At 47.5% G+C, this 23,736-nt stretch carries 22 protein-coding genes and 1 pseudogene; 18 read left to right on the plus strand and 5 right to left on the minus strand.

Going from position 1 to position 23,736, the window contains the following annotated elements; genetic code table 11:
• Positions 1-89: 89 nt before the first annotated feature.
• The 9 genes from GZK95_RS04115 to flhB all read left to right on the plus strand — a co-directional run bounded on the left by GZK95_RS04115 (position 90) and on the right by flhB (position 7,566).
• Positions 90-1,988: a flagellar hook-length control protein FliK gene (locus tag GZK95_RS04115; RefSeq protein WP_075714326.1), complete on the plus strand. Its 1,899-nt coding sequence runs from the start codon at positions 90-92 to the stop codon at positions 1,986-1,988.
• Between the two features lie 92 nt (positions 1,989-2,080).
• Positions 2,081-2,578 carry a flagellar basal body-associated protein FliL gene (gene fliL, locus GZK95_RS04120; RefSeq protein WP_075714324.1) on the plus strand — a complete coding sequence of 166 codons (498 nt, stop codon included), beginning with the start codon at positions 2,081-2,083 and terminating at the stop codon, positions 2,576-2,578.
• 8 nt (positions 2,579-2,586) lie between these two features.
• Positions 2,587-3,636 carry a flagellar motor switch protein FliM gene (gene fliM, locus GZK95_RS04125; protein ID WP_075706772.1) on the plus strand — a complete coding sequence of 350 codons (1,050 nt, stop codon included), beginning with the start codon at positions 2,587-2,589 and terminating at the stop codon, positions 3,634-3,636.
• A 20-nt stretch (positions 3,637-3,656) separates the two neighbouring features.
• Positions 3,657-4,067 carry a flagellar motor switch protein FliN gene (gene fliN, locus GZK95_RS04130; RefSeq protein ID WP_075706773.1) on the plus strand — a complete coding sequence of 137 codons (411 nt, stop codon included), beginning with the start codon at positions 3,657-3,659 and terminating at the stop codon, positions 4,065-4,067.
• Between the two features lie 3 nt (positions 4,068-4,070).
• Positions 4,071-4,463: a flagellar biosynthetic protein FliO gene (gene fliO, locus GZK95_RS04135; protein ID WP_075714322.1), complete on the plus strand. Its 393-nt coding sequence runs from the start codon at positions 4,071-4,073 to the stop codon at positions 4,461-4,463.
• The gene (fliP, locus tag GZK95_RS04140; protein ID WP_075714320.1) at positions 4,450-5,337 is read left to right on the plus strand and encodes a flagellar type III secretion system pore protein FliP; all 888 of its coding nucleotides are present in this window, start codon (positions 4,450-4,452) and stop codon (positions 5,335-5,337) included. Before fliO ends, fliP begins: the two co-directional genes overlap by 14 nt.
• Positions 5,338-5,349: 12 nt before the next feature.
• Entirely contained in the window at positions 5,350-5,619 is a 270-nt protein-coding gene (gene fliQ / locus GZK95_RS04145; RefSeq protein ID WP_075650576.1) for a flagellar biosynthesis protein FliQ, read from the plus strand.
• Between the two features lie 8 nt (positions 5,620-5,627).
• A complete protein-coding gene (gene fliR, locus GZK95_RS04150; RefSeq protein WP_075706776.1) occupies positions 5,628-6,410 on the plus strand; it encodes a flagellar biosynthetic protein FliR in 783 nt (260 codons plus the stop codon).
• A 25-nt stretch (positions 6,411-6,435) separates the two neighbouring features.
• Entirely contained in the window at positions 6,436-7,566 is a 1,131-nt protein-coding gene (gene flhB / locus GZK95_RS04155; RefSeq protein WP_075706777.1) for a flagellar biosynthesis protein FlhB, read from the plus strand.
• Positions 7,567-7,810: 244 nt separating this feature from the next.
• Here flhB and smrB read toward each other — a convergent pair whose 3' ends face one another.
• A complete protein-coding gene (gene smrB / locus GZK95_RS04160; RefSeq protein ID WP_075714318.1) occupies positions 7,811-8,341 on the minus strand; it encodes an endonuclease SmrB in 531 nt (176 codons plus the stop codon).
• A 73-nt stretch (positions 8,342-8,414) separates the two neighbouring features.
• Between smrB and prmB the strand changes: the two genes are divergently transcribed.
• Both prmB and aroC read left to right on the plus strand, forming a co-directional pair.
• The gene (gene prmB, locus GZK95_RS04165) at positions 8,415-9,347 is read left to right on the plus strand and encodes a 50S ribosomal protein L3 N(5)-glutamine methyltransferase (protein ID WP_075706779.1); all 933 of its coding nucleotides are present in this window, start codon (positions 8,415-8,417) and stop codon (positions 9,345-9,347) included.
• Positions 9,348-9,531: 184 nt separating this feature from the next.
• Positions 9,532-10,617: a chorismate synthase gene (gene aroC / locus GZK95_RS04170; protein WP_075706781.1), complete on the plus strand. Its 1,086-nt coding sequence runs from the start codon at positions 9,532-9,534 to the stop codon at positions 10,615-10,617.
• A gap of 66 nt (positions 10,618-10,683) precedes the next feature.
• Here aroC and GZK95_RS04175 read toward each other — a convergent pair whose 3' ends face one another.
• Entirely contained in the window at positions 10,684-11,307 is a 624-nt protein-coding gene (locus tag GZK95_RS04175) for a trimeric intracellular cation channel family protein (protein ID WP_075706782.1), read from the minus strand.
• 234 nt (positions 11,308-11,541) lie between these two features.
• Between GZK95_RS04175 and GZK95_RS04180 the strand changes: the two genes are divergently transcribed.
• Positions 11,542-12,072, plus strand: coding sequence for an elongation factor P hydroxylase (locus GZK95_RS04180; protein WP_075714314.1), 531 nt, complete (start codon positions 11,542-11,544; stop codon positions 12,070-12,072).
• Between the two features lie 43 nt (positions 12,073-12,115).
• Here the strand turns inward: GZK95_RS04180 and GZK95_RS04185 are convergent, their stop codons facing one another.
• Both GZK95_RS04185 and GZK95_RS04190 read right to left on the minus strand, forming a co-directional pair.
• Positions 12,116-12,670 (minus strand): hypothetical protein, encoded by a 555-nt coding sequence (locus GZK95_RS04185; RefSeq protein WP_075714312.1) that lies wholly within the window; start codon positions 12,668-12,670, stop codon positions 12,116-12,118.
• Positions 12,671-12,685: 15 nt separating this feature from the next.
• On the minus strand, positions 12,686-14,878 hold the full coding sequence (locus GZK95_RS04190) for an LruC domain-containing protein (protein WP_083626169.1): 2,193 nt from the start codon (positions 14,876-14,878) through the stop codon (positions 12,686-12,688).
• 155 nt (positions 14,879-15,033) lie between these two features.
• On the opposite strand from GZK95_RS04190, the gene GZK95_RS04195 reads away from it, so the two are divergent.
• Positions 15,034-15,297, plus strand: a complete 264-nt coding sequence (locus tag GZK95_RS04195; protein ID WP_075714310.1) for a YfcL family protein — start codon at positions 15,034-15,036, stop codon at positions 15,295-15,297.
• A gap of 93 nt (positions 15,298-15,390) precedes the next feature.
• On the plus strand, positions 15,391-15,924 hold the full coding sequence (locus GZK95_RS04200) for an NADPH-dependent FMN reductase (protein ID WP_075714308.1): 534 nt from the start codon (positions 15,391-15,393) through the stop codon (positions 15,922-15,924).
• Positions 15,925-15,961: 37 nt separating this feature from the next.
• On the opposite strand, the gene mnmC is transcribed toward GZK95_RS04200, so the two are convergent.
• Positions 15,962-17,971 carry a bifunctional tRNA (5-methylaminomethyl-2-thiouridine)(34)-methyltransferase MnmD/FAD-dependent 5-carboxymethylaminomethyl-2-thiouridine(34) oxidoreductase MnmC gene (gene mnmC, locus GZK95_RS04205; RefSeq protein WP_075714306.1) on the minus strand — a complete coding sequence of 670 codons (2,010 nt, stop codon included), beginning with the start codon at positions 17,969-17,971 and terminating at the stop codon, positions 15,962-15,964.
• 128 nt (positions 17,972-18,099) lie between these two features.
• On the opposite strand from mnmC, the gene fabB reads away from it, so the two are divergent.
• From fabB to GZK95_RS22540, 4 genes and pseudogenes are all read left to right on the plus strand, one after another.
• The gene (gene fabB / locus GZK95_RS04210; protein WP_075706788.1) at positions 18,100-19,311 is read left to right on the plus strand and encodes a beta-ketoacyl-ACP synthase I; all 1,212 of its coding nucleotides are present in this window, start codon (positions 18,100-18,102) and stop codon (positions 19,309-19,311) included.
• 386 nt (positions 19,312-19,697) lie between these two features.
• Positions 19,698-20,831 (plus strand): 4-phosphoerythronate dehydrogenase, encoded by a 1,134-nt coding sequence (locus tag GZK95_RS04215; protein ID WP_075706789.1) that lies wholly within the window; start codon positions 19,698-19,700, stop codon positions 20,829-20,831.
• Complete coding sequence (locus GZK95_RS04220; protein WP_075714304.1) at positions 20,828-21,841, plus strand: aspartate-semialdehyde dehydrogenase; 1,014 nt, start codon at positions 20,828-20,830, stop codon at positions 21,839-21,841. The genes GZK95_RS04215 and GZK95_RS04220 overlap by 4 nt, the downstream gene beginning before the upstream one ends.
• Positions 21,842-22,040: 199 nt before the next feature.
• A pseudogene (locus GZK95_RS22540) lies at positions 22,041-22,952 on the plus strand (FimV/HubP family polar landmark protein); the annotation flags it as partial.
• Positions 22,953-23,736: the final 784 nt, after the last annotated feature.

Consider the following 23,736-nt stretch of genomic DNA (forward strand, 5'->3'; position numbering starts at 1 on the left):
GTGTTTCACGACAGTAAAGTCATGACTCGCTCAGAATAATATCGACAATGAATTAATTAAATCAGTTAGTTAATAGCGAGCCTTCGATCATGAACGTCAATCCATCAGCTGTGACAGAATCAACCAAACTCAGTAAAGGTGTTAGTACTAGCACCTCTGCAAGTGAAGAGGTGCCTGAAACAGAAGGTTTTTTTGCCAAGCTAGCAGCGATGCTTAAAGGTGGCGATAAGTCCGAAGCAAAAGATGCCAAAGTCAGTGACGTCGAGGGTGCCAGCACCGAGAAACTACTCAAAGCTGACGCTGATGTTGAAGCAAGCACCGTCGAGTCAAACAGTGAAAGTAGCGAGGAGAGCCAAGCTGCTAAGCAATCACAATCGTCGTCGGTTGATGCGGCGGTAGAGGGTGAACAGCAAGAAGTAAAACTCTCTCCAGAGTTGGCTAAGTTTGTCGAACAAGATGATGCGAAAGGCACAGAATCTGAACAGGTACAGCAAACCGTGGCAGAAAGTGAGGCTCTGCTGGGGCGCTTAGAGCAATCGAACAAAGCTCTGCAAGCGAAAGACGGCAATAGCTTGCCTCCACAAACCGTATCTGACGAACAGGCTGAGAGCGACGCTATGACCGAATCCGCGGCGGGCATGGCACAAGCTGGCGCAGTCGCAACCTCTCAAGCCCCCGCAGTAGAAGAATCTCAGCAAGTGGCTGAAGCGCAAAATGTAGCATCAGCTGCCAACATGCCTCAATCCGTGCAAGGTCAAACGCCTGTTGCTGTTGAGTCTGAGACTCCAGCATCTGCTCACATCGAACAATCAGTCACCGCTGAAACTCACTTGACTCAATCCGATGCCGCCCAGCTTAGTGCAGGTAAAACGACTCAATCTATGCCAGTAGACTCTGAGCAAGATTTGGCGGCTGCGACAGTAGCCGCAGGCGCTTTGGCGTCACCCGAGTTAGGAGCGACGCCTACCGGCACACCGATAGTGACTGGGGATGGTGCGGTTGAGCAAACGTCGACTCAAGTCGATGGTGTGGCGATGATGCACAGTGGTCAAAGCTCCGCGGAAAATGCAGAACTCACTGAAGACGCTTCTCAAGCTGAGGCGATTGCGTGGGCGACACCTGCGAATGCGACTAATGAGAGTAGCGCTAAACTTGCCCCAGAAGGGGATGGTTTACATAAATCTGCTGCTAAAGCGGCGGTTCACCCAGCGCACCTTTCTGCCGCTGCTGCTAGCGCCGCACAAGTGAATAGCGCAGCAACGAATGTGAATACTCCAGCGGCACAGAGTGCACTCTCGCCAGCGACGCCAATGGATCTGTCAGCTGCCCAACAATTACAAGCGACGGCAGCGCCGACTGTGAAGGCCGAACAAGCAGCACTGCAAGCGGCTTTGGGGGCTAAAGCCGCCGCAACTCTGGGTAAAATGACTCATAAGCAGGAGTCCAGTTCTGCCAGTGATGCCTCTTTTGCTCAGCAACTCAGCCACGCCGCTGGTCAAACGACACCTGCGAATCAGCTAAGAGCGGAGCAAGCGGCTCAAGCGCAACCTGCATTGCAGTTAAGTCGTGAAATGGCGGGTGACCAAGTCGCAGAGCGAGTGCAAATGATGATGTCGAAAAACTTGAAGAACATCGACATTCGTCTTGACCCACCGGAGCTTGGGCGTATGCAGATTCGCATGAACATGAATGGTGACAATGCAACAGTACACTTTACCGTTGCGAACCAACAAGCACGAGACATGGTGGAACATGCCATGCCTAGATTACGCGAGATGCTGGCACAACAAGGTATGCAGTTGGCTGATTCATCGGTACAACAGCAGGCATCGGGTCAACAGCAAGGGCGTTACGCAACGCAAAATGGTGGTGGATCTGGTCAAGGTACCAGCGGTCAGCATCTTAGCGGTGAAGAAAACCTTGAACCGGACGTCAAACTTGATTTGAATGTGGCATCAAAGCGTGATGGAATCAGTTATTACGCTTAGACTATGTGCTTAAGTGTTCAATTGTGCTCAAGTAATCGACAAACATTCGATTGCAAAGCAGATAAAATGGATTAGCTAGAGAAATTCAAACTATGGCAGCAGAAGAGATTGCAAACGAAGCCCCACAAGGCAAACGAAAACTGATTATTATCATTGTCGTCGCTCTGGTGTTGTTGGTAGGCGGCGGTGCGGCAGCTTTCTTTTTACTCGGTTCGAGTGATAGCGCGGCCAGCGATGCAACGCAGCAAGCGGCGGCGGCACCTGTTGAGCAGCCGGTATCTTACGTGAATATTCCGCAGCCATTTCTGTTTAACGTTACGGGCGACAAAAGAGATCGTCTGGTACAGATTAACGTTCAGTTGATGGTACGAGGTATTGAGAATGAAAACCTCGCTCGCTACCACTCTCCGTTGATTGAAAGCTCTCTGTTAGCGACGTTTGCTTCGGCAACAGTCGATCAATTGCGCAGCGCAACAGGGCGTGTAGAGTTGCGCGATAAGGCAACCGAAGATATTAAAGCGAGTTTAACTCGCGCAGTCGGACAACCCGTGATTGAACGCGTGTTGTTTACTGATTTTGTAATCCAGTAGGAATTAGTGTGACCGATTTATTAAGCCAAGACGAAATTGATGCGCTACTGCATGGTGTAGACGATGTTGATGATGTCGATGACGAAGAGGTCCTGGGCAGTACTGATGCAGTCGATTTCGACTTCTCATCGCAAGACCGAATTGTCCGTGGTCGTATGCCGACGCTCGAACTTATTAACGAGCGTTTTGCCCGTCATATGCGCATTAGCTTGTTTAACATGCTGCGCAAAACGGCAGAGGTGTCGATAAACGGCGTGCAGATGATGAAGTTCGGTGAGTATCAAAACACCCTTTATGTTCCAACGAGTTTGAACATGGTGCGCTTTAGACCGCTCAAAGGTACCGCACTTATCACGATGGAAGCGCGCTTGGTTTTCATTTTGGTGGAGAACTTTTTTGGTGGCGATGGTCGATTCCATGCGCGAATCGAAGGGCGTGAATTTACCCCAACGGAACGCCGTATTATTCAGTTGCTGCTGAAAATCGTCTTTGAAGATTACAAAGAAGCTTGGTCACCAGTCATGGGGGTTGAGTTCGAGTATCTTGACTCTGAAGTGAACCCGAGTATGGCGAACATCGTCAGCCCGACGGAAGTGATTGTCGTGAGCTCTTTCCACATCGAAGTCGATGGTGGTGGTGGCGATTTCCATATGGTCATGCCTTACTCCATGGTTGAGCCGATTCGTGAATTGCTCGATGCGGGTGTTCAGTCAGATAAGATGGAAACCGATGTTCGTTGGAGCTCGGCGCTGCGTGAAGAGATCATGGATGTGCCAGTCAATTTCCGTGTTGATCTGCTAGAGAAAGACATCTCTTTGCGAGATTTAATGGAGTTGCAACCGGGGGATATTATCCCGGTAGACATGCCAGAGCATGCAGTAATGTTTGTAGAAGATCTGCCAACCTATCGAGTCAAAATGGGCCGTTCCGGTGAAAAATTGGCAGTGCAAGTTTCCGAAAAAATTAGACGCCCTGATGTGGTGAAAACCGACATCGCTTTCCTCAGTAAAGATGTTATTTCTGAGTTAGAGAGTGATGATGGTGAAATTGAAGATTAATCAGTTAATAGGTATTAGGTATGGAACCAAGTGACGATCAAAAACTAGCCGATGAATGGGCGGCGGCGTTAGGTGAAGATCCCAGTGCGCCAAATATTGACGTTGATGAGGTGATGGCAGCGCAATTAGATGAATTGCAAGATACCTCAGAGCCAATTTCTGTCGATGAACGTCGTAAGCTCGATACCATTCTCGATATTCCTGTGACCATTTCGATGGAAGTGGGACGGTCGCAAATCAGTATTCGTAACTTGCTGCAACTCAACCAAGGCTCGGTTGTTGAACTAGAGCGCTTAGCGGGTGAATCTCTCGATGTGTTGGTCAACGGCACCTTGATTGCGCACGGCGAAGTGGTTGTCGTCAACGACAAGTTTGGTATTCGTCTCACTGACGTGATTAGCCAAACTGAGCGGATTAAGAAACTTAGGTAGCCCATGAAGCCGACTATTTTATGGCTACTGATGTTATCTCCAACGGCAATGGCTGCGCCTTCCGCACCATCTAGCCAGCTTGATTGGGCGACCACTTTTGGGTCGCTCTTGTTCGTTATAGTGCTGATCCTTTTATTAGCTTGGCTGCTCAAGCGTATGCGAGTGCCTACTATCGCCAATCAAAAAGGACTCAGTGTGGTACGGCAAATTGCAGTTGGTACACGAGAACGCATCGCCATTGTGCAAGCGGGAGAAGAGCAATTTTTGGTTGGGATTACCTCTCAATCGATTCAATTGATTTCTAAGCTGGAAAAACCATTGTCTCAGGAGGAGCTGGCAGCCAGTCCATTCGCAAACCAACTGACTCAGCTATTAAAAAAGAATGACAAGAAATAATCGTTCAGTCGCGAACACGATTGCAAGCCTCGTATTGGCGATGATGTTGTCCCTTGTGTCAACGTTCGCTTTTGCCACTCAAGAGCTTGAAACACCGGTGGCTAATAATGTTGCTGCGAGTTCAGTGACCGCTTCGGCAATGGAGCGTGAACAGGGAGCGACTCGTACCATTTCGACGAGCAGTATGGTGGGCTCGGGCAGTGGTATTCCTGCCTTTACCGTGACCACCAATGGTGATGGGACAGAAGACTACTCAGTCAACTTGCAGATCCTCGCCTTGATGACCATGTTGGGCTTTTTGCCTGCAATGGTCATTTTGATGACGTCATTTACCCGTATCGTCGTGGTGATGTCTATCTTGCGTCAAGCGATGGGTTTACAACAAACACCTTCAAACCAAGTCATCATTGGTATTGCGATGTTTTTGACCTTTTTTATCATGTCGCCGGTGCTGAGTAAGGTTAATGATACGGCAATTCAACCGTATATTAATGAGCAAGTTTCAGCCCGTGAAGCGTTTGATTTAGCCCAAATCCCGATGAAGGATTTTATGCTTAAGCAGACCCGAGTCAAAGACCTTGAAACCTTTGTCAATATCTCGGGTTCTACTGCTGACAATCCAGAAGATGTGTCGATGGCTGTCTTGATCCCTGCCTTTATCACTTCGGAGCTTAAGACTGCTTTCCAAATTGGTTTTATGCTGTTTTTGCCGTTTTTGATTATCGACTTGGTCGTTGCCTCGGTGTTGATGGCAATGGGTATGATGATGCTATCTCCTATGATCGTATCGTTACCGTTTAAACTCATGCTGTTTGTGTTGGTGGATGGTTGGAACCTGATCTTGTCCACTTTAGCCGGCAGTTTTGCCTTGTAGCGGGAGAAAAGTATGACTCCTGAAATGTTTGTCGAGCTATTCCGAGACGCGCTTTGGATGGTGCTTATTATGGTCTGCGCCATTGTTATACCAAGTTTGCTGATTGGTTTGGTGGTGGCAATATTTCAAGCTGCGACTTCGATTAACGAGCAAACCTTGAGTTTCTTGCCGCGTTTGGTGGTGACTTTGCTCGCTTTGATGTTTTTTGGTCATATGATGACGCAGATGATGACCGAGTATTTCTATTCGATTATTGAGCGTCTGCCACAAGTTCTGTATTAGGCGAGTCGATGGAATACCCAGCCACCGTTGTTCTCGATTGGATAGCCAACTATTTTTGGCCTTACACTCGCATTGCCGCCATGCTGATGGTGATGTCAGTGACGGGCGCACGCTTTGTGCCCAATCGTGTTCGGTTGTTTTTAGGGTTAGCCATCACTTTTGCTGTGATGCCCGCCATCCCTAAAGTGCCTGAGAGCATCGAGTTGCTGTCGTTTCAGGGCTTTATGGTGCTCTTTGAGCAGATTGTCATTGGTGTCGCGATGGGAACCGTCACCCAATTTATGATTCAGATCTTTGTTATTTTGGGTCAAATATTGGGTATGCAGTCGAGTTTGGGTTTCGCTTCCATGGTCGATCCGGCTAATGGACAAAATACTCCGCTACTTGGTCAGCTCTTTATGTTTTTAGCGACCATGTTTTTCCTTGCGACCGATGGGCACCTTAAAATGTTGATGCTGGTGGTCATGAGTTTTAAATCGTTGCCGATTGGCAGCGGCTCCCTGACTGCGGTGGACTTTCGTGAGTTAGCCCTGTGGTTGGGAACCATGTTTAAGTTTGCCTTGAGTATTTCTCTCTCTGGCATTATCGCGTTGTTAACCATTAACTTGTCCTTTGGTGTTATGACCCGTGCAGCACCTCAGTTGAATATTTTCTCACTCGGTTTCGCATTTGCGTTGATCGTCGGGTTACTGCTCTGTTGGTATATCTTAGGCGGGTTATTTACCCACTATGAGCTGATATGGCTTGAGGGTGAGCGGCAGGTGTGTCGTTTTATTCGCTTAGATTGCTAGTCGATGGTTAGGTTAGGAGACAGGATTGGCTGAAGAAGACGGTCAAGAACGTACCGAAGACGCCACGCCCAGGCGCTTGCAACAAGCCCGAGAAAAAGGGCAGGTTGCAAGGTCAAAAGAGTTAGCGTCGGTTTCGGTATTAGTGGTAGGGTCTATCGCCTTGATGTGGTTTGGCGAGGGGCTGGCGCACGCGCTATTTAGCGTTATGTCGCGACTGTTCGACCTTTCCCGCGAAGAAATTTTCGATCAAACGAAACTGTTTGATATCGCACTTGGTTCACTGACGGCGCTTATTTTGCCATTACTGTTCATTCTCTTGATGTTGTTTATCGCTGCGCTCGTGGGAGCGGCTGGGGTCGGAGGGATCAACTTCTCCGCTGAAGCGGCGATGCCCAAGCTATCCAAAATGAACCCGCTAAGCGGTTTAAAGCGCATGATAGGGATGCAGAGTTGGGTTGAGTTGGTTAAATCTATCCTTAAGGTGACATTAGTTTCGGGGATGGCGTTTTATTTGATCAACGCCGCCAAAGAGGATTTGTTCCAACTCAGCTTGGATGTGTTCCCGCAGAACATCTTCCATGCTCTCGATATTCTGCTTAATTTTATCCTATTGATCAGTTGCTCTTTGCTCATTGTGGTCGGCATCGATATCCCGTTTCAGATTTGGCAGCACGCCAATCAACTGAAGATGACCAAACAAGAAGTAAAGGATGAGTATAAAGAAACCGAAGGTAAGCCTGAGGTTAAAGGCCGGATTCGTATGCTGCAACGTGAAGCCGCCCAGCGTAGGATGATGGCTGAAGTGCCGCAGGCGGATGTGATCATTACCAACCCAGAGCACTTTTCAGTGGCGTTGCGATATGATCAAAGCAAAGACCGTGCGCCTATCGTGGTAGCCAAGGGTATTGACCATCTCGCGCTCAAAATACGAGAAGTCGCCCGTGAGCACGACATCTATATTATTCCAGCGCCACCGTTGGCGCGTTCACTTTATCATTCGACTGAGCTTGAACAAGCCATACCTGATGGCTTGTTTACCGCGGTTGCGCAGGTGCTCGCTTATGTGTTCCAGCTTAAGCAGTATCGCCGACGTGGTGGTCAACGCCCGCACTTGAAAACATCAGAGCTGCCTATTCCGCCGGATTTAAGGCAATAATTGCAAAGCGGTTAGAGAGTCGAGAGTTTGAAAGTAAGCGATGAGATTGCGACGCCAAAAGACCGCTATTGACCTAGCGCCTCATTGGCGTGTTTGGTGTCAAAGCGAGATCCCCAACTCGCTCGTGCCTCACTCTTGAGGATGACACGGTTTTATATTTGAACCTTGCCCTTAAGGGGGACAGGGTTTGCGTACATGCTTCGCTCTTGGGGATCACAAGGCGTTATGTATATGCCTCGCTTCTCTACTTTTCAGGAATCGACAACAGCACCAACAACGCGCCATCACCACCAAACTCCAGTGGAGCTTGATGAAACGCCATTACATCGGGATGTTGAGCAAGCCAAAGCGGTGCTTTTTGCTTAAGGATATGTTTGCCAATGCCATGTTGGACGCAAGCACAATGCACTTCATTCTTTATGCAGTAGGCGATCATCGCGCCAAGTTCGCGCTTCGCCTCTTGTTGAGTCATGCCATGCATATCTAAGAAAACATCGGGCACATACACGCCTCGACGCAACCTTTTGACCTCATAGGTTGACACATCATCGCGAGCGTAGCGGGTTGGTCCCTCTTCACTTAACAGTGGGACAAACTCGTCAGAGAAATAAAACTCGGCATCACTGTTTTCACGCGTGGTGCGTTTCATTTCTTTTTGCTTAGTATTTTTTTTTGGTTGCTGGACTATGGTATCCTGTCGCAACTTTTTTACGCCTTGTACTGCATCCCTAAAAAGGGCGAAATCGTCGTCAGCGTCGAAGTCTTTTTTACTCATGGGTATAAACTAGATGGTGTTTGAACATCAACAATTTGTATTGTCAGTATTGTAGCGCTTTTCGGAGACAATTTTGGATAAGATTTTTGTAGAAGAAGCGGTATCGGAATTACATACCCTTCAAGATATGATTCGTTGGACAGTGAGCCGCTTTAATGCTGCTAACCTGTTTTACGGTCACGGTACAGATAACGCGTGGGATGAAGCCGTTCAGCTAATTCTACCAACCCTTTATCTACCAATTGATGTGCCTCCACATGTTCTTAATTCTCGTCTAACGACAAGCGAGCGCATGCGCGTCGTTGAGCGAGTGGTTAAACGCATCAATGAGCGTACACCAACCGCATACCTCACCAACAAAGCGTGGTTCTGTGGATTAGAATTTTTTGTTGATGAGCGAGTGCTAGTGCCTCGTTCTCCGATTGGTGAACTTATTCAAGCTGAGTTCCAACCTTGGTTGGTGGAAGAGCCTGTTCGCATTATGGATCTCTGCACAGGCAGTGGTTGTATCGCGATTGCTTGTGCACATGCTTTCCCTGAAGCTGAAGTGGATGCGATTGATATTTCTGCTGATGCGCTGCAAGTTGCGGAGCAAAATATTCAAGATCACGGTATGGAGCAACAGGTATTCCCAATTCGCTCTGACTTATTCCGAGATCTAGAAAAAGAGAAGTACAACATCATCGTAACTAACCCACCTTACGTTGATGCAGAAGATATGAACAGTCTGCCAGAAGAGTTTACTCACGAACCTGAGCTTGGTTTGGCTGCGGGCTCTGATGGCTTGAAGTTGGTACGTCGTATTTTAGCTAACGCGCCTGACTACCTAACTGAGCAAGGTATTCTGATTTGTGAAGTAGGCAACTCGATGGTGCATATGATGGAGCAATATCCACATATCCCGTTTACTTGGCTAGAGTTTGAAAACGGCGGTCACGGTGTGTTTATGTTGACTCGTGATCAACTGGTTGACTGTGCAGAAGAGTTCAAACTGTACATCGATTAAGTTAGTTCAAGATGCCAGAATTAAACGCCATGCCTTTGCATGGCGTTTTTGTTGGGGACAACTTGGTTAAATTTGTTGCCATTTGGGGGTTTACATCAATTGGTAATCAAGCGACTATGAAAATACGAACAACAGGAAGGACAGCTGTAAGCAAGGCATTTACAGCAGCAAAATTGGGGAAGCAATGGCAGGAAATAGTATCGGACAACACTTTCGAGTGACAACATTCGGAGAAAGTCACGGTATCGCACTAGGATGTATCGTTGACGGCTGCCCTCCGGGGTTAGAAATATCAGAAGAAATGATTCAAGTGGACTTGGACCGTCGACGTCCGGGCACTTCTCGTTACACCACCGCGCGTCGTGAGCCTGACCAAGTCAAGATCCTCTCGGGTGTGTTTGAAGGTAAAACGACTGGCACCTCAATTGGCTTACTGATCGAAAATACTGACCAACGCTCAAAAGATTACTCGGATATCAAAGATAAGTTTCGTCCAGGTCATGCAGACTATACCTATCATCAGAAATATGGTGTGCGTGATTATCGTGGTGGCGGTCGTTCGTCAGCGCGTGAAACAGCAATGCGTGTTGCGGCAGGCGCAATTGCTAAGCAATACCTTAAACAAGAGTTTGGGGTTGAGATTCGCGCTTACCTGTCACAGATGGGCGATGTTGCGATAGAGAAAGTCGATTGGAATGAGATTGAAAATAACCCATTCTTCTCTCCTGATGCCGATAAAGTGGATGCGTTTGACCAACTGATTCGCGACTTGAAAAAACAAGGTGATTCAATTGGTGCCAAAATCCAAGTGGTTGCGACTAACGTGCCTGTTGGTTTGGGTGAACCAGTGTTTGATCGCCTCGATGCTGATATTGCTCATGCGCTGATGAGTATTAATGCTGTCAAAGGGGTAGAGATTGGTGATGGTTTTGATGTTGTGAGCCAAAAAGGCAGCGAGCATCGCGATGCCTTATCGCCACAAGGTTTTGGTAGCAATCATGCTGGTGGGATCTTAGGGGGTATATCGACAGGTCAAGATATTGTCGCCAATATTGCGCTAAAGCCAACCTCAAGCATTACCGTTCCCGGTGAAACGATTGACCGACAAGGTCAACCGACAGAGTTGATCACTAAAGGTCGCCATGATCCATGTGTTGGCATTCGTGCTGTGCCCATTGCCGAAGCGATGCTTGCGATTGTTGTGATGGATCATTTGCTGCGCCATCGTGGACAGAATCAGGGAGTGACCACTGAGACGCCACATATCTAGTCATGCGCGGATTAAAAAAAGCCAATCGTGATGATTGGCTTTTTTGATCTGTCTATATCCGCCTTCTTAGTGCAGCGGCTCTTCGCTTTCCAAGTGGAATGAAGGTAAACGCCATTTAAAGCGAACGGCGGCCATGCGCATAAGGTATCCAACGACCAGTGTCACGATTGTTGCAGTGACATCCGCAATACCAAACTCAAGTAGCGCTAAGTAGAGACCGGAAGCGACCAAAGAGACTGAGGCATAGAGTTCTTCGTGCAGAACCAATGGGGTTTGACGACAAATTAAGTCTCGCAATAGACCACCAAATACACCCGTCACTAATGCGGCAACCATACAGATGCCAGGATGTAGGCCCATGCCCATCGCAATTTTGGTACCGATGATACTAAAGACGATTAAACCGAGTGCATCAAGGCGGATAAACAAGCCTTTGAACTTAATGACCCATTTGGCTAAACCTGTTGTCAGTACTCCGGCGATACAAGTGATGGCAAGATACTCAGGGTTTTTTACCCAACCTAGAGGGTAGTGGCCTAGTAAAATATCGCGCACCGTACCACCCCCGATAGCGGTAGCACTTGCAACCAGCATCACGCCAAACCAGTCCATTTTTCGACGACCTGCACTGAGCGCGCCAGTCATCGCTTCTGCTGTGATACCAATAATGTATAACACGCTTAGTAGCATAACGATTACTCAATTCAAAAGGGGAAAACAGATGCAGTAGATAGATCTACCCCACCTTATAAAGCAAGCATGGCAGTGTAGGGGTTGTTGAGGAAAAAAGCGAATGAGTTTTGTTGTTTACGAAAGCGTTTTCAGATAATTTTTTCTAATGTCAACACTGGTTGTAAGGTATTGCAATAGTAGCTAGAAGTGCGAGAATGCTTGAGCTGTAACTGTTTTCAATCTAAAGAGCCCATGACGCACGACTATCAAGACCTTATCAAAATCTTTAATGATACTTTTTATTCAAGTTTTAATACCAAGCTGGAGTTAGGTGGTGATGAGCCTATCTACCTACCTGCCAATGAAAAGTGCGATTATCACCGGATTATTTTTGCTCGCGGCTTCTATGCATCGGCACTACATGAGATCGCACATTGGTGCGTAGCGGGACCTGAGCGTCGTTTACTTGAAGATTTTGGCTACTGGTACGAACCAGATGGGCGAACAGCTCAAGTTCAAGCGGAGTTTGAAAAGGTTGAGATTCGTCCGCAAGCCTATGAGTGGATTCTTGCGTTGAGCGCTGGTTTTCCGTTTACAGTGAGTTGCGATAACCTTAATGGTGATTTCGAACCTGATCGCTTGGCTTTTATGGGCAAAGTACACCGAGAGGTAATTTCGATCCTTGAACAAGGTCTACCGCCGCGGGTTAAGATGCTTTCAGAAGCGATGCGCAGTTTCTATCAAGTTGCGCCATTAAGTGCCGATAAGTTTCAGGTTAAGTAATACGCCCAAAGCCCAATGAACAGTTGGGCTTTGGCTTTTTGAGCTAAGGGATTAACCAAGTGCTCTGTGCTTGATAGTCATACTGCCAAGTAAATATCAGTGGTACGCTGCCATTTTCCATTGGGGTTATCTCGGCAATCAACGACGTTTGATGATTCGGCAATTTTAAATCAAACCTTCCAATACCATCATCAAGCGCAGCCTTAATAAAACATTTGTCATAGTCGATCGCTTGCTGGTCGTACTCGCAAATCGCAATATACGCTTGTTTGTCATTCAGTTGGCTGAGATTGACATCGACAGTTAGCTGATAAGTTGACGATAGATTGTTTTGATTGGCAATGACTAACTCATTGATTGATTGAACACTTGGCTCCGGTGGTGGAGCGGGGCTCGGTGCGGGAGTCGGCTCGGCATTCTGTGCGCTTTCCCCACTATCGGAAGCCGCTGCGCTGGCGGTAAAGCTTAAGGGGCTGCTACCGCCATTAGTGTTTGTTGCAGGTGTGTCACTTCCACTGTCGCCATCGCCACCACCACATGCGGTCAATACCAGAGTCAGGCCAAGCATGGTCAACCAATTATTCTGCTGCTTTGTCATGATTTATCCCTCGTATTAATCAAAGTACACGTAGTTTTCATCGATGTAGTCATTTGTGGTATCACTGTCGACACGATTGTCTTTTTCTTCTTCAGTGGCAGCGTACCAAGTCGTCGCGGTTTGACCGCTCGGGTCTGAGGCAAAGACCGAAAAGTAGCGATATGCTTTAAGGATGCTCACTTGCTCTAATGGGTGCTGCCACGTTAAGGGAATTTCAATTGCCCAAGGCAGACCATTGGCGTTATGGAAATGAGTCTCACCGGATGAAGTGTCGTCGCCAAGCGCTTTATAGCGAGCATCAAATTTGCTGGTAGGTGCTTGGTTTTTAAGGTGTACTTCAAGCCCTCGTGATGGGTATCCACCAGTTAACTGATAGCCAATTTCGCCATAGTAGTGACCTGGTGCGGCAAAAATAAATGGATCATAGGGGAAATCGGGCATCTGCTGATTTTCGATGGCATTGCGCATTGTGACGGTTAATTGCCATGTTGGACGGTAACTGGTACCGCACCCTTCTTGGGTGCGGAAAAACGTGCAGCTTTCTCCTTCACCAGATTCGGCAATGTCCCATAAATCATCTTGAATAATCAGCACGGCGTCGGTTGTGCCGGATTCCAATACGGTGCGTTCCACTGGTTCGCCATTAATGATCAGTTCAATCAATTCTTGCTTAATATCGGTGGGGGCGACATCAGGTAATCTAATCGCAAAGCCAGAGTGGTAGTCTCCACCAAGCGCGGCGACTTGCCCTTCGAGTTTGATGCGAATCACTTTGCCATCTAATTGATATTCGGTGTACTTAACGTTCATCAGTACATCGTTCATATCGTAGTCGCCCGCGATAGGATACTGGTCCTCGTACGCAAATGTGGTGTAATCGGCGCCACTTGGGTATATCTCAGTGACAACCCCTTCCTCAGTTATGTCGATCAAATAGTCTTCGACTTCTCCGGTTGGTACGCCACCTGAAGGGCCTATGTTGTCCACTTCACTTAATCGAAATCTTGCCCACGTGCTGCCTACTTGCGCCCAAGGTGGAACCGAAAAAAACACATCCTGTTGTCCGTTGGAAACCGATAAGTTGGTGACGATGATTTCATCAGAATCAAACGTCCCATCGCCATCAAAATCCATCCATGCATTAAGCACACTGCCAGACGAAGCGCCATTCACACTCACACTTAGCTTGGACATTCTGCCCACTTGAATTGGCAGCGGGAAAGCCACGCCATCGTCGTCATCGACACCATCGGAGACGTCGTCACTTAACGGTGGCAAACTTGCATCAGTTTCGCCGTCAATCAGTTCACCGAGTTTGAGTGTGGTAACGCCGTGGCGTGCACCAGAGTTAGCGTAGGATGTGTTATAGCTGTCAGGGGCGTCGCCAAAGTCCGTATTAGGGCTTGCTTCTACTGGTGCTAAGGCACAGCGAGCCCCGTCATTGGAGGTACTAGAAGGCCCATAGGCAAAAAAGTTGGCAGAGGACTGCATTCCATCAATGCTGACTTTAAATACAAAACCATTGCTGTTGTTACTGGCGTAGAAGTTGCCATCGACGTCAAAGTAGACAGCGCCGAAGGTTAGGCTATAGCCCAAAGCGTCTTTATCAAGTAGTTGATTTAGTTGTGTGCTGGTGCCTGCATTGACGTCGATTTGCCACAAGTAGCCGCTAGAATCGATGCTGTACGCCAGCGAGTTGTCGGGGTGGAAGGCGATATCAAAGATTTTGGGTGCGCCAAATTGAGCTGGGGACGCGACCAACGTCATCACTAAAGTATCAAGGTCTATCTTGTAAAGTCCGTCTGAAGGGCGGTAGCCATACCAAGCGTTTTCTTCCAGAGAAACATCGCCGACGTAAATCGCACTCGGAGCGCCACTGGGTTTGGTTACAGAAAGTGAGTACTTAGTAAAGGTACTGTCAATCAGCGCTAAGGATTGAGCGCCATAATCCCAGCCGTAGATAAACTCATCATGTTGGCTGAAACCAACGGCATTGATTTTTGCACTACCCAACGATGAATCCAGTGTTGAATAACTGCCTAAATCGATATTGACCCCGTAGGCGACAGGTTCACCCGACGGGTTTTGGAACAAAAAGGCTTCAGTTGGGCAATTACTAAAAGGCTGCTGAGCGAGCGCAGATGGGGCGTTCGAAGAGATTGAGAGGGCAGCCAATGTAATGGCCAGTTTTGGCAACGGTGTAGGCATAAGTTGGCTCTCTAAAAAATGAGACGTAGAGGGAGAAAAGCATAGTGCGTGCCAGATGACCAAGCCCCGTGCTATATAGGGTTTGCGTTAAATTTCTCAATGTGAGAAGCTTCAGCCTCCTTTTTGAGAATCAAACTGAGTTGATTAACCACAACATGATTATTGAATTTGAAGAAAAGCTACTTGAGCTTATTGATGCTCGCATCGCAACGGCATCGGATGATGAGTTATTTGCTGGTGGCTACTTACGCGGTCACATTTCACTCTCAGCAGCGTCATGTGAAGAGGAAGGCATTAACGATGTTGAAGAGCTTAAGCTGCGTATCATTGCGAGTTTAGAACAAGCTCGTCCTGAGTTAAGCCCTGCCGACCGAACCATCGTTAACGATTTGTGGAATGAATTAATTCACCACGCCTAGTCAGTTCAGAAAAACCGTATCCTTAGTGGTTGTCGCTTGATTGCTCAGTTTCTATGCTAATAGAGAACATCAGCAGAAAAAGGAACAACCACTATGCTTATCGTCGCTTTTGGCGCTTCTACCAGTTCTTCCTCGATTAATCGCACCCTCGCAAATTACGCCGCCCATCTTGTACCAGACGCGCAAGTGAAGCTTTTGGATCTCAATGACTACCATGTTCCCATCTTCAGCGAAGATATGGAAAAGCAGATTGGTCAGTCTGAAGGGGCGAGAGCTTTTTTAGCCGATATTAGCCAAGCCGATGCGTTGATCATCTCTTTTGCTGAACACAATGGGGCATACACAGCGGCGTACAAAAACCTTTTTGATTGGGCATCACGGATTGAGCGGGAAGTGTTTCAGCAGAAACCTGCTGTGTATCTTGCGACTTCTCCAGGGCCGGGCGGGGCGAGTAATGTGTTAGCTGCGGCGAGTGGTTCAGCCAGTTATTTTGGTGCACAGCTCAAAGCATCACTCTCGGTGCCGAGCTTCTACGATAATTTCGATCTGGCTACAGGTAAATTTAGTTCAAGTGAAATGGCCGATAAAGTGCGCCAAGTTGTTACGGCACTCACCGCTGAACTGTAAGTCATCCCCCTCATAAAAGGAGGGGGATGATTAGCGCTTAAATCTCAGTAATCGCTTTGCCCTTGCGCAGTTTCCTTGTCCACATACGGCTTGGGTCAATTTGCTCAAGCAGATCGACAGGTAGGGGAATTGGGTCGCCACAAATCTGCGAAGCAAGAATTTCTGCCATTAACGGCGCGGAGCTTAAACCTCGAGAGCCTAACCCCAGCAAACAGAACAAGTTTGGATGATGCGGAGTCGTGATCGTTGCCTGCTGAGGCGTTGGTTGTTCAGCGTAGCGAGCTTTAATTTGCTCAAAGTCTCCAACGTTGCCAACAAAAGGAAGATGGTCGCGGCTTACGCAGCGAATCCCTTGACGAGATTGGTTGCTGGAAGTATCGACTTCGTTCGGCCAAGCTTGATTTGGAATACAGTGACGTAACTTGTCACCATTGTCCTGTTGGGCTTTAGGGTCGAACTGATAATCTAAGTGGCTGCGATCATAGCTAGCACCGATGCAATGATGCTGGTTATTGGGGTTGACGGGCGTCATATAACCATCGTAGCAAAGTACACTGCTAAGTTGTGTGAGCGTTGCGCTGGTCGGAACATGACTCACTTGACCTTTTACTTGACCAAGTGGCACTGTGGCACATTGTGCTAATGAAGCAAACTCATTGCCATTGGCGATGATCACGCAATCATGCTCGAATTGGGTTTGATTTGCTGCTAATAACCAGCCTGTCGGTGTCGCTTGAAGATTCTCAATTCGGTGAGAAAACTTCGTGGTGAACAAATCATTTTTTTCTAGCTCGCGGATTAATCCTTGTGTCAGTTCTGCTGGGCATAACCAACCACCGAGTGGGTAGTGGACACTGGTCATATCAATAGGCAGGCCAATGGCTTGACTGGTTTTATCTACGTCCAAACCTTGCACTAACTGTGGGTCGAAACGACCCTCAAGTATCTTGTCGAGTTTGAGGGTGGATTTTTCATCCCATTTTAACTGAGTGACGCCACACCAGTCGTGATCGAATGTGAACTGCTCAGCCGCTTGGTTGACAAACTGACGGGCAAACAAAAAAGCAGGCGCAAAGACGCGCGACACACCTTGATGATCGCCATTAAGCAGTGGATAGACCGCCCCTTGACGATTGCCTGATGCACGCATTGCAGGATGTTCATCTTGGCAATACAGGGTCACTTTTTGACCACGGCGGACGAGTGTCTGCGCCAAGGTTGCACTCGCAATACCGCCGCCAATTATCGCAATATCTTGGTGTTGGTCACTGGCTGTACGGTGAAAGTGGGGCTGGATGTTAGAGCATGTGTTACGTTGGGCTAGATGGCCTGCAATCATTTCACGTTTAGTGCCAAAGCCTTTGACTTTCTTCATCGCAAAGCCAGCCTCGATTAATCCGCGTCGAACAAAGCCAGCGGCAGTAAATGTCGCGCAGCTACACCCTTGTTTTGCTAACGTCGCCATGCCATCAAAGAGTGTTTGATTCCACATTTCAGGGTTTTTACTTGGTGCGAAACCGTCAAGAAACCAAGCGTCGACCAGACCTTGCTCTGGTACGGGAACCATAGGCATGCAATCTTTAATGTCACCAAACCACAGATCTAACGTAATTGCGCCATCGGCAAGCACGATGCGATGACACTCTGGTACCGCGATTGGGTAATGAGCTTGAAGTTGTTTCGCATACTCCTCAAGCTCTGGCCACGCTTGGTGAGCTTTCACCAAGTCTTGTTGGCTAAGAGGGTATTTTTCAAAGCTGATAAAGTGCAGCTCTTTGAGTGTCACTTCTGGATGTTGTTGTCGAAAGGTTTCAAACCATTGCCAGACTGCTAGAAAATTTAGTCCCGTACCAAAACCGGTTTCGGCGATGACAAAACGGCGCTGGTCATAATCTTGCCATCTTTGTGGTAGATGATTCTGGCTAAGGAAAACATAACGGGTCTCTTCTAAGCCATTAACATTAGAAAAGTAGACGTCATCGAACTGGTCGGAAACGGGTGTTCCAGCTTCATTCCAGTCTAGTTGAGCATTAGTTATCGCAGTCATAGTGTCTAAAATTTGTGATTATCGACAGTAAAGTTGTGCTGATTGTACGGTTTTAAAGGAAAGCTGACCACTTTTGTCAGATAACTTAGTTATCATCTAGCGGTATTTTGAATCATAGGAATGTCATAATGAAACGAGTCGTAATCACCGGTATGGGTATTGTTTCAAGTATCGGTAACAACGTCGAAGAAGTTTTAGCGTCTCTAAAAGCGGGTAAATCTGGCATTACTGCTTCAGAGCAGTTCAAAGAAAACGGCCTACGTTCTCAGGTTTGGGGTGATCTAAAAATCAATCCGGCTGAGCATATTGACCGTAAACAGATTCGCTTTATGGGTGATGCGGCTGCGTATGCATACCTATCAATGCAGCAAGCTATTGAAGACGCAGGTCTAACAGAAGACCAAGTATCAAATGACCGCACGGGTATCGTTGCAGGTTCAGGTGGTGCTTCTGCATTAAACCAAACAGTAGCGACAGACACCATGCGTGCGAAAGGCGTGAAGCGTGTTGGTCCTTACATGGTTCCGCGTACTATGTCTTCAACTGTATCGGCATGTCTTGCGACACCATTTAAGATTCGCGGTGTTAACTACTCGATGAGTTCTGCTTGTGCAACGTCAGCACACTGTATCGGTCACGCAATGGAACTTATTCAACTTGGCAAGCAAGATATTGTGTTTGCCGGTGGTGGTGAAGAGCTAGACTGGTCGCAAACCATGATGTTTGATGCGATGGGTGCACTTTCAACCAAATACAACGAAACTCCAGAGCTAGCATCAAGAACTTATGATGCAGACCGTGATGGTTTTGTTATCTCTGGTGGCGGCGGTATGCTGGTGATTGAAGAACTTGAGCATGCACTTGCTCGTGGCGCAAAAATCTATGGTGAGATTGTGGGCTACGGTGCGACGTCAGACGGCTACGATATGGTTGCACCATCTGGTGAAGGCGCCGTTCGCTGTATGAAGATGGCAATGCAAAATGTCGATGGCGTTGATTACGTTAACACACACGGTACTTCTACACCCGTAGGTGACGTAAAAGAGCTAGGCGCAATCCAAGAGCTATTTGGTGATAACAGCCCTGCTATCTCAGCAACAAAAGCAATGACAGGTCATGCTCTTGGTGCGGCGGGTGTGCACGAAGCGATTTACTCAACATTGATGCTCGAAAACAACTTTATTGCTCCAAGCATCAATATCGCGAATTTAGACGAAGCTGCTCAAGGTCTGGATATCGTTACGGAAACACGCGAAGCCGAGTTGACAACTGTTATGTCAAACAGCTTTGGCTTTGGTGGTACAAACGCGACGTTAGTGATCAAAAAGTACCAAGGTTAACTGTCTTCGTCAGTGTTAACTATATCACTGACCACCCAGTTTCCAGAGCTTGACCAACACCGATAGGTAATGGTCGAACAGACGCAAAATTTGGCCCATGGAGAGCGGGTCAAATCCTTTTGTTCTGGATCTTACCGGCCTCATTTTGGGGCCGGTTTTTTATTGGTTCGCATTTAGGTAGTGCTAAAACGCACGCAACGCTTGGTGCGTTTTAACGTTTGATTGCTTGAAAAGTAAACTAACTTGATGACTTTTGACGGATAGATTGCGAAGTGGGTATCTGATTGCTTGACGGAAAGAGTTCATAATAGAGTGTATGCAGCACTCGACACGGTATAGTGAATTCTGCACAATCCAGTTAATCCGCATTAAGAACACGAAGCAAAATGAAAATTCTAATTGACGAAAACATGCCTTACGCACAGGAGCTATTTGAGCAACTAGGCGAAGTAATTTTAAAACCGGGGCGCACTCTAACTGCTGACGATCTCGTCGACGTTGATGCACTGATGATTCGCTCAGTCACTAAAGTAAATGCAGAACTGATTTCAAAAGCGAATAAGTTGAAATTTGTCGGTACGGCAACGGCAGGTATGGATCATGTCGATCAGGCGCTATTACGTGAGCGCGGCATTTTCTTTACCGCAGCGCCGGGTTGTAACAAAGTAGGTGTGGCAGAGTATGTCTTTAGCGTAATGATGGTGCTGGCTCAGCAGCAAGGCTTCTCGGTTTTTGACAAGACCGTGGGTATTGTTGGTGCAGGTCAGGTGGGGAGTTATCTTCAACACTGTCTAGAAGGCATTGGTATTAAGGTTCTGATTAACGATCCGCCAAAACAGGCGCAGGGCGACAACCGAGACTTCACCCCGTTAGAAACGCTGCTTGAACAAGCAGACATTATTTCTTTGCACACGCCTATCACTCGTCAAGGTGAGTACGCGACTCATCATATGATCAACGAGCAAGTGCTTAACTCGCTGCGTGGTGATCAAATTCTGATTAACGCCGCGCGCGGGCCAGTGGTCGATAATCAAGCATTAAAAGCACGTTTGCAGAAACACGATGGCTTTGCCGCGGCACTTGATGTGTTTGAGTTTGAGCCGGAAGTTGATATGGAGCTTCTACCTCTGCTAGCATTCGCCACCCCGCATGTCGCAGGCTATGGTCTTGAAGGCAAAGCACGCGGTACTACAATGATTTTTAATAGTTACTGTGAGTTCTTAGGAGAGCCGAAATCAGCATCTGCTGCGGCACTGTTACCTATTGCTCCAGTTCCAACCGCGCGACTACAATATGCGTGGGATGAAGCAACGCTGCACAATCTGACGCAGATCATCTATGATGTGCGTAAAGACGATGCGTTATTCCGTCGTGAGATCGCCAAACCTGGCGCGTTTGATCAAATGCGTAAGGATTATTGGGACCGCCGTGAATATGGTGCAGTCACGCTAGTTGGTGGTGAAGAGTGTAATCTCGCGCCGCTAGCGCAATTAGGTTTTCAAATTGAGGTAAGTGAATGAGCCAACAATATAATGTGGCCGTACTAGGTGCGACAGGCGCTGTCGGTGAAACGATTCTTGAAGTATTACAAGAACGTAAGTTTCCAGTTGGCGAATTATTTCTGTTAGCAAGTGAGCGCAGCGAAGGTAAAACTTACCGTTTTAATGGCAAGACTATTCGCGTGCAGAATGTCGAAGAGTTCGATTGGTCACAAGCTCATATCGCGCTATTTTCAGCAGGTGGCGAGTTATCAGCGAAATGGGCGCCTATCGCAGCAGACGAAGGTGTTATCGTGATCGACAACACATCGCATTTCCGCTACGACTACGATATCCCATTAGTGGTTCCAGAAGTGAACCCTGAGGCGATTGGTGAGTTCCGTAACCGTAATATTATTGCCAACCCAAATTGCTCGACAATTCAGATGTTGGTTGCTTTGAAACCAATCCATGATGCTGTGGGTATCGAGCGTATTAACGTGTCGACTTACCAATCAGTTTCAGGCGCTGGTAAAGCGGGTATCGATGAGCTAGCGGGCCAAACGGCAAAACTGCTTAACGGTATTCCGGCTGAGAATGAACAGTTCTCGCAGCAGATTGCATTTAACTGTATTCCTCAAATCGACCAAATGATGGAAAACGGTTACACCAAAGAAGAGATGAAGATGGTGTGGGAAACCCAGAAAATCTTCAATGATCCTTCTATTACGGTTAACCCAACTTGTGTTCGCGTACCAGTTTTCTATGGTCATGCAGAAGCAGTACACGTTGAAACACGTGCACCAATTGATGCTCAAGAAGTGATTCAACTGCTTGAAAACACCGAAGGGGTAGAAGTGTTCCACGGTGAAGACTTCCCGACGCAAGTTCGTGATGCTGGTGGTAAAGACCATGTCATGGTGGGTCGTATTCGTAACGATATTAGTCACCATAGCGGCATCAACCTTTGGGTTGTAGCAGACAACGTGCGCAAAGGCGCAGCCACCAATGCGGTACAAATCGCAGAAGTACTTATCCGCGACTACTACTAATTGGCTAAGCGTTATAATCTAAGAGCCCCGCATAACGCGGGGCTTTTTTAAACGATATTGAAAAAAATGTGTGAGATTAATGCGATTATTAAGCTAGCAACACATTTTTTGGCACTACGGCTATAGTTTTGCCCCAATGATCCGATATATTTAGCAGATCACCGAATTTATTTACTATGAGCACCGAGCTGAGCCTTCTATGCGTCGATTTTTTCAACGTCTATTAATGCCAATTGCATTGGTAGCCGTGACTCAGACTACCATTGTAAGTGCAGAGAGTATTCGCCTCACGGGGCCGAATGGTGAGATTCAATCCTCACCCCAATTTTCTGAACAAATTACGCGCCAACCTTCTGTTGCCAGTGAGCCGTCACGCTTCTACGGCCCCACGTCTGAGCAAGAGACATTATGGGGAGTGGCATCGGAGCTACGTCCATCTCCACAAGTTTCGGTTCAGCAAACTTTGCTGGCGATTTATCAGCTCAATCCCCAAGCGTTTGAAAACCAAAATATCCATACACTGATCCCGGGTAGTACCCTTCGTATTCCTTCTCTTGCCCAAGTGCGCAGTGTATCGACTGATGAAGCCGTTCGTATTATGAATCTTCATCAAGCTCGTTTAGATGGGAAAAATGCCACGCCAAGTACCACGCCAGTGAGAAAACCGGCGGAAACTGCAGCTAAACCGGCTCAGCCAAGTCAACCGTCTGTGGCAGACAAAACACCACCGCCAGCCGCGAAACCTGTTGTCAACGCATTGCCAAAAGGTGAAGTTGCGGATCTAGAACAGCAGCTTGAAACGTCAGAATCTGAGCTAACCGCACTGGAAGAGAAAAACCACCGTCTTCGCCTAATGCTGGCAGATGTTCAAAGTGAGGTGGATGGACTCAAGCAGGAACTGGGTGATGAAAATCGTATTCGAGCAGAAGTCGAACGTTTGCTTTCTGCTGAACGTCAGCGTTTAGCTGAAGAGCAGCGCAATGCTCCAAGTGCTTTAGATAATATTTTGTCCAACGGCTGGCTGGTCGCTGGATTGGCTGTTATTCCTGGTTTGCTGATTGGCTTACTGGTGATGCTAATGCTTGGACGTAAGAAATCAGCGGCAGAACAGAACGCAAGTGAGCTGACGCAAAGTGCGCCCGGCAATATTCCGGTTGCCCCCGTTATTCCAGAAGCTCTGGATGATGACGTGGAAGATGAGTTGGATCTTGATGACGATCTCTTTGGAGAGTCGAGTGATGATGACTTACTGTTTGCTGAAGAGCCAGAAGGTGAAACTACCGCATCTGATGAAAGCGATGTATTCGCCGATCTTGACGATACCGATCTCGATTTCAACCTAGAAGATGATAATGACGACCCATTTGCTGCGATCAGTGAAGATGGTGCTCTGGATGAGTCGATAACCGCGCCTGGTATCAGTAGCAACGGCATCAGTGTTGGGGCGGATGAAAAAGCGCTCGGTCTTGAAGAGATGGAGCGCGCACTCGACGACGTTATTATTGAAGACAGTTCTGATGAAGATGACTTTGATCTTTCTGATACCGCCATCAGCCAAGATGACTTAGATGACCTGTTCAGTTCAGCACTGGCGAAGGACGATGACAATGATGCGATTGATCAGTCCATGCTTGATGAATTGCTCTCGGAAGCGTCGCTCGATGATGATTCTTCATCGTTAGATTTCGATAACTTACTATCGGACGCTGATGACGATTTGGATTTGGCGAAAGAAGATAGTCAATCTTTAGCGTCACTCAATATTGCATCAGATGATGATATTGACGCGATTTTCGCTCAAGCAGAGGCGCAGGCAAGTTTAGAACAACTGGAGCAAAACTCAGCCTCACAAGATGCATTAGATCAGCTTGAAGACGACACCTCAGCATTGTTTG

The sequence above is a fragment of the Vibrio panuliri genome (genome assembly GCF_009938205.1).
In the GTDB taxonomy this organism is placed as follows: Bacteria; Pseudomonadota; Gammaproteobacteria; order Enterobacterales; family Vibrionaceae; genus Vibrio; species Vibrio panuliri.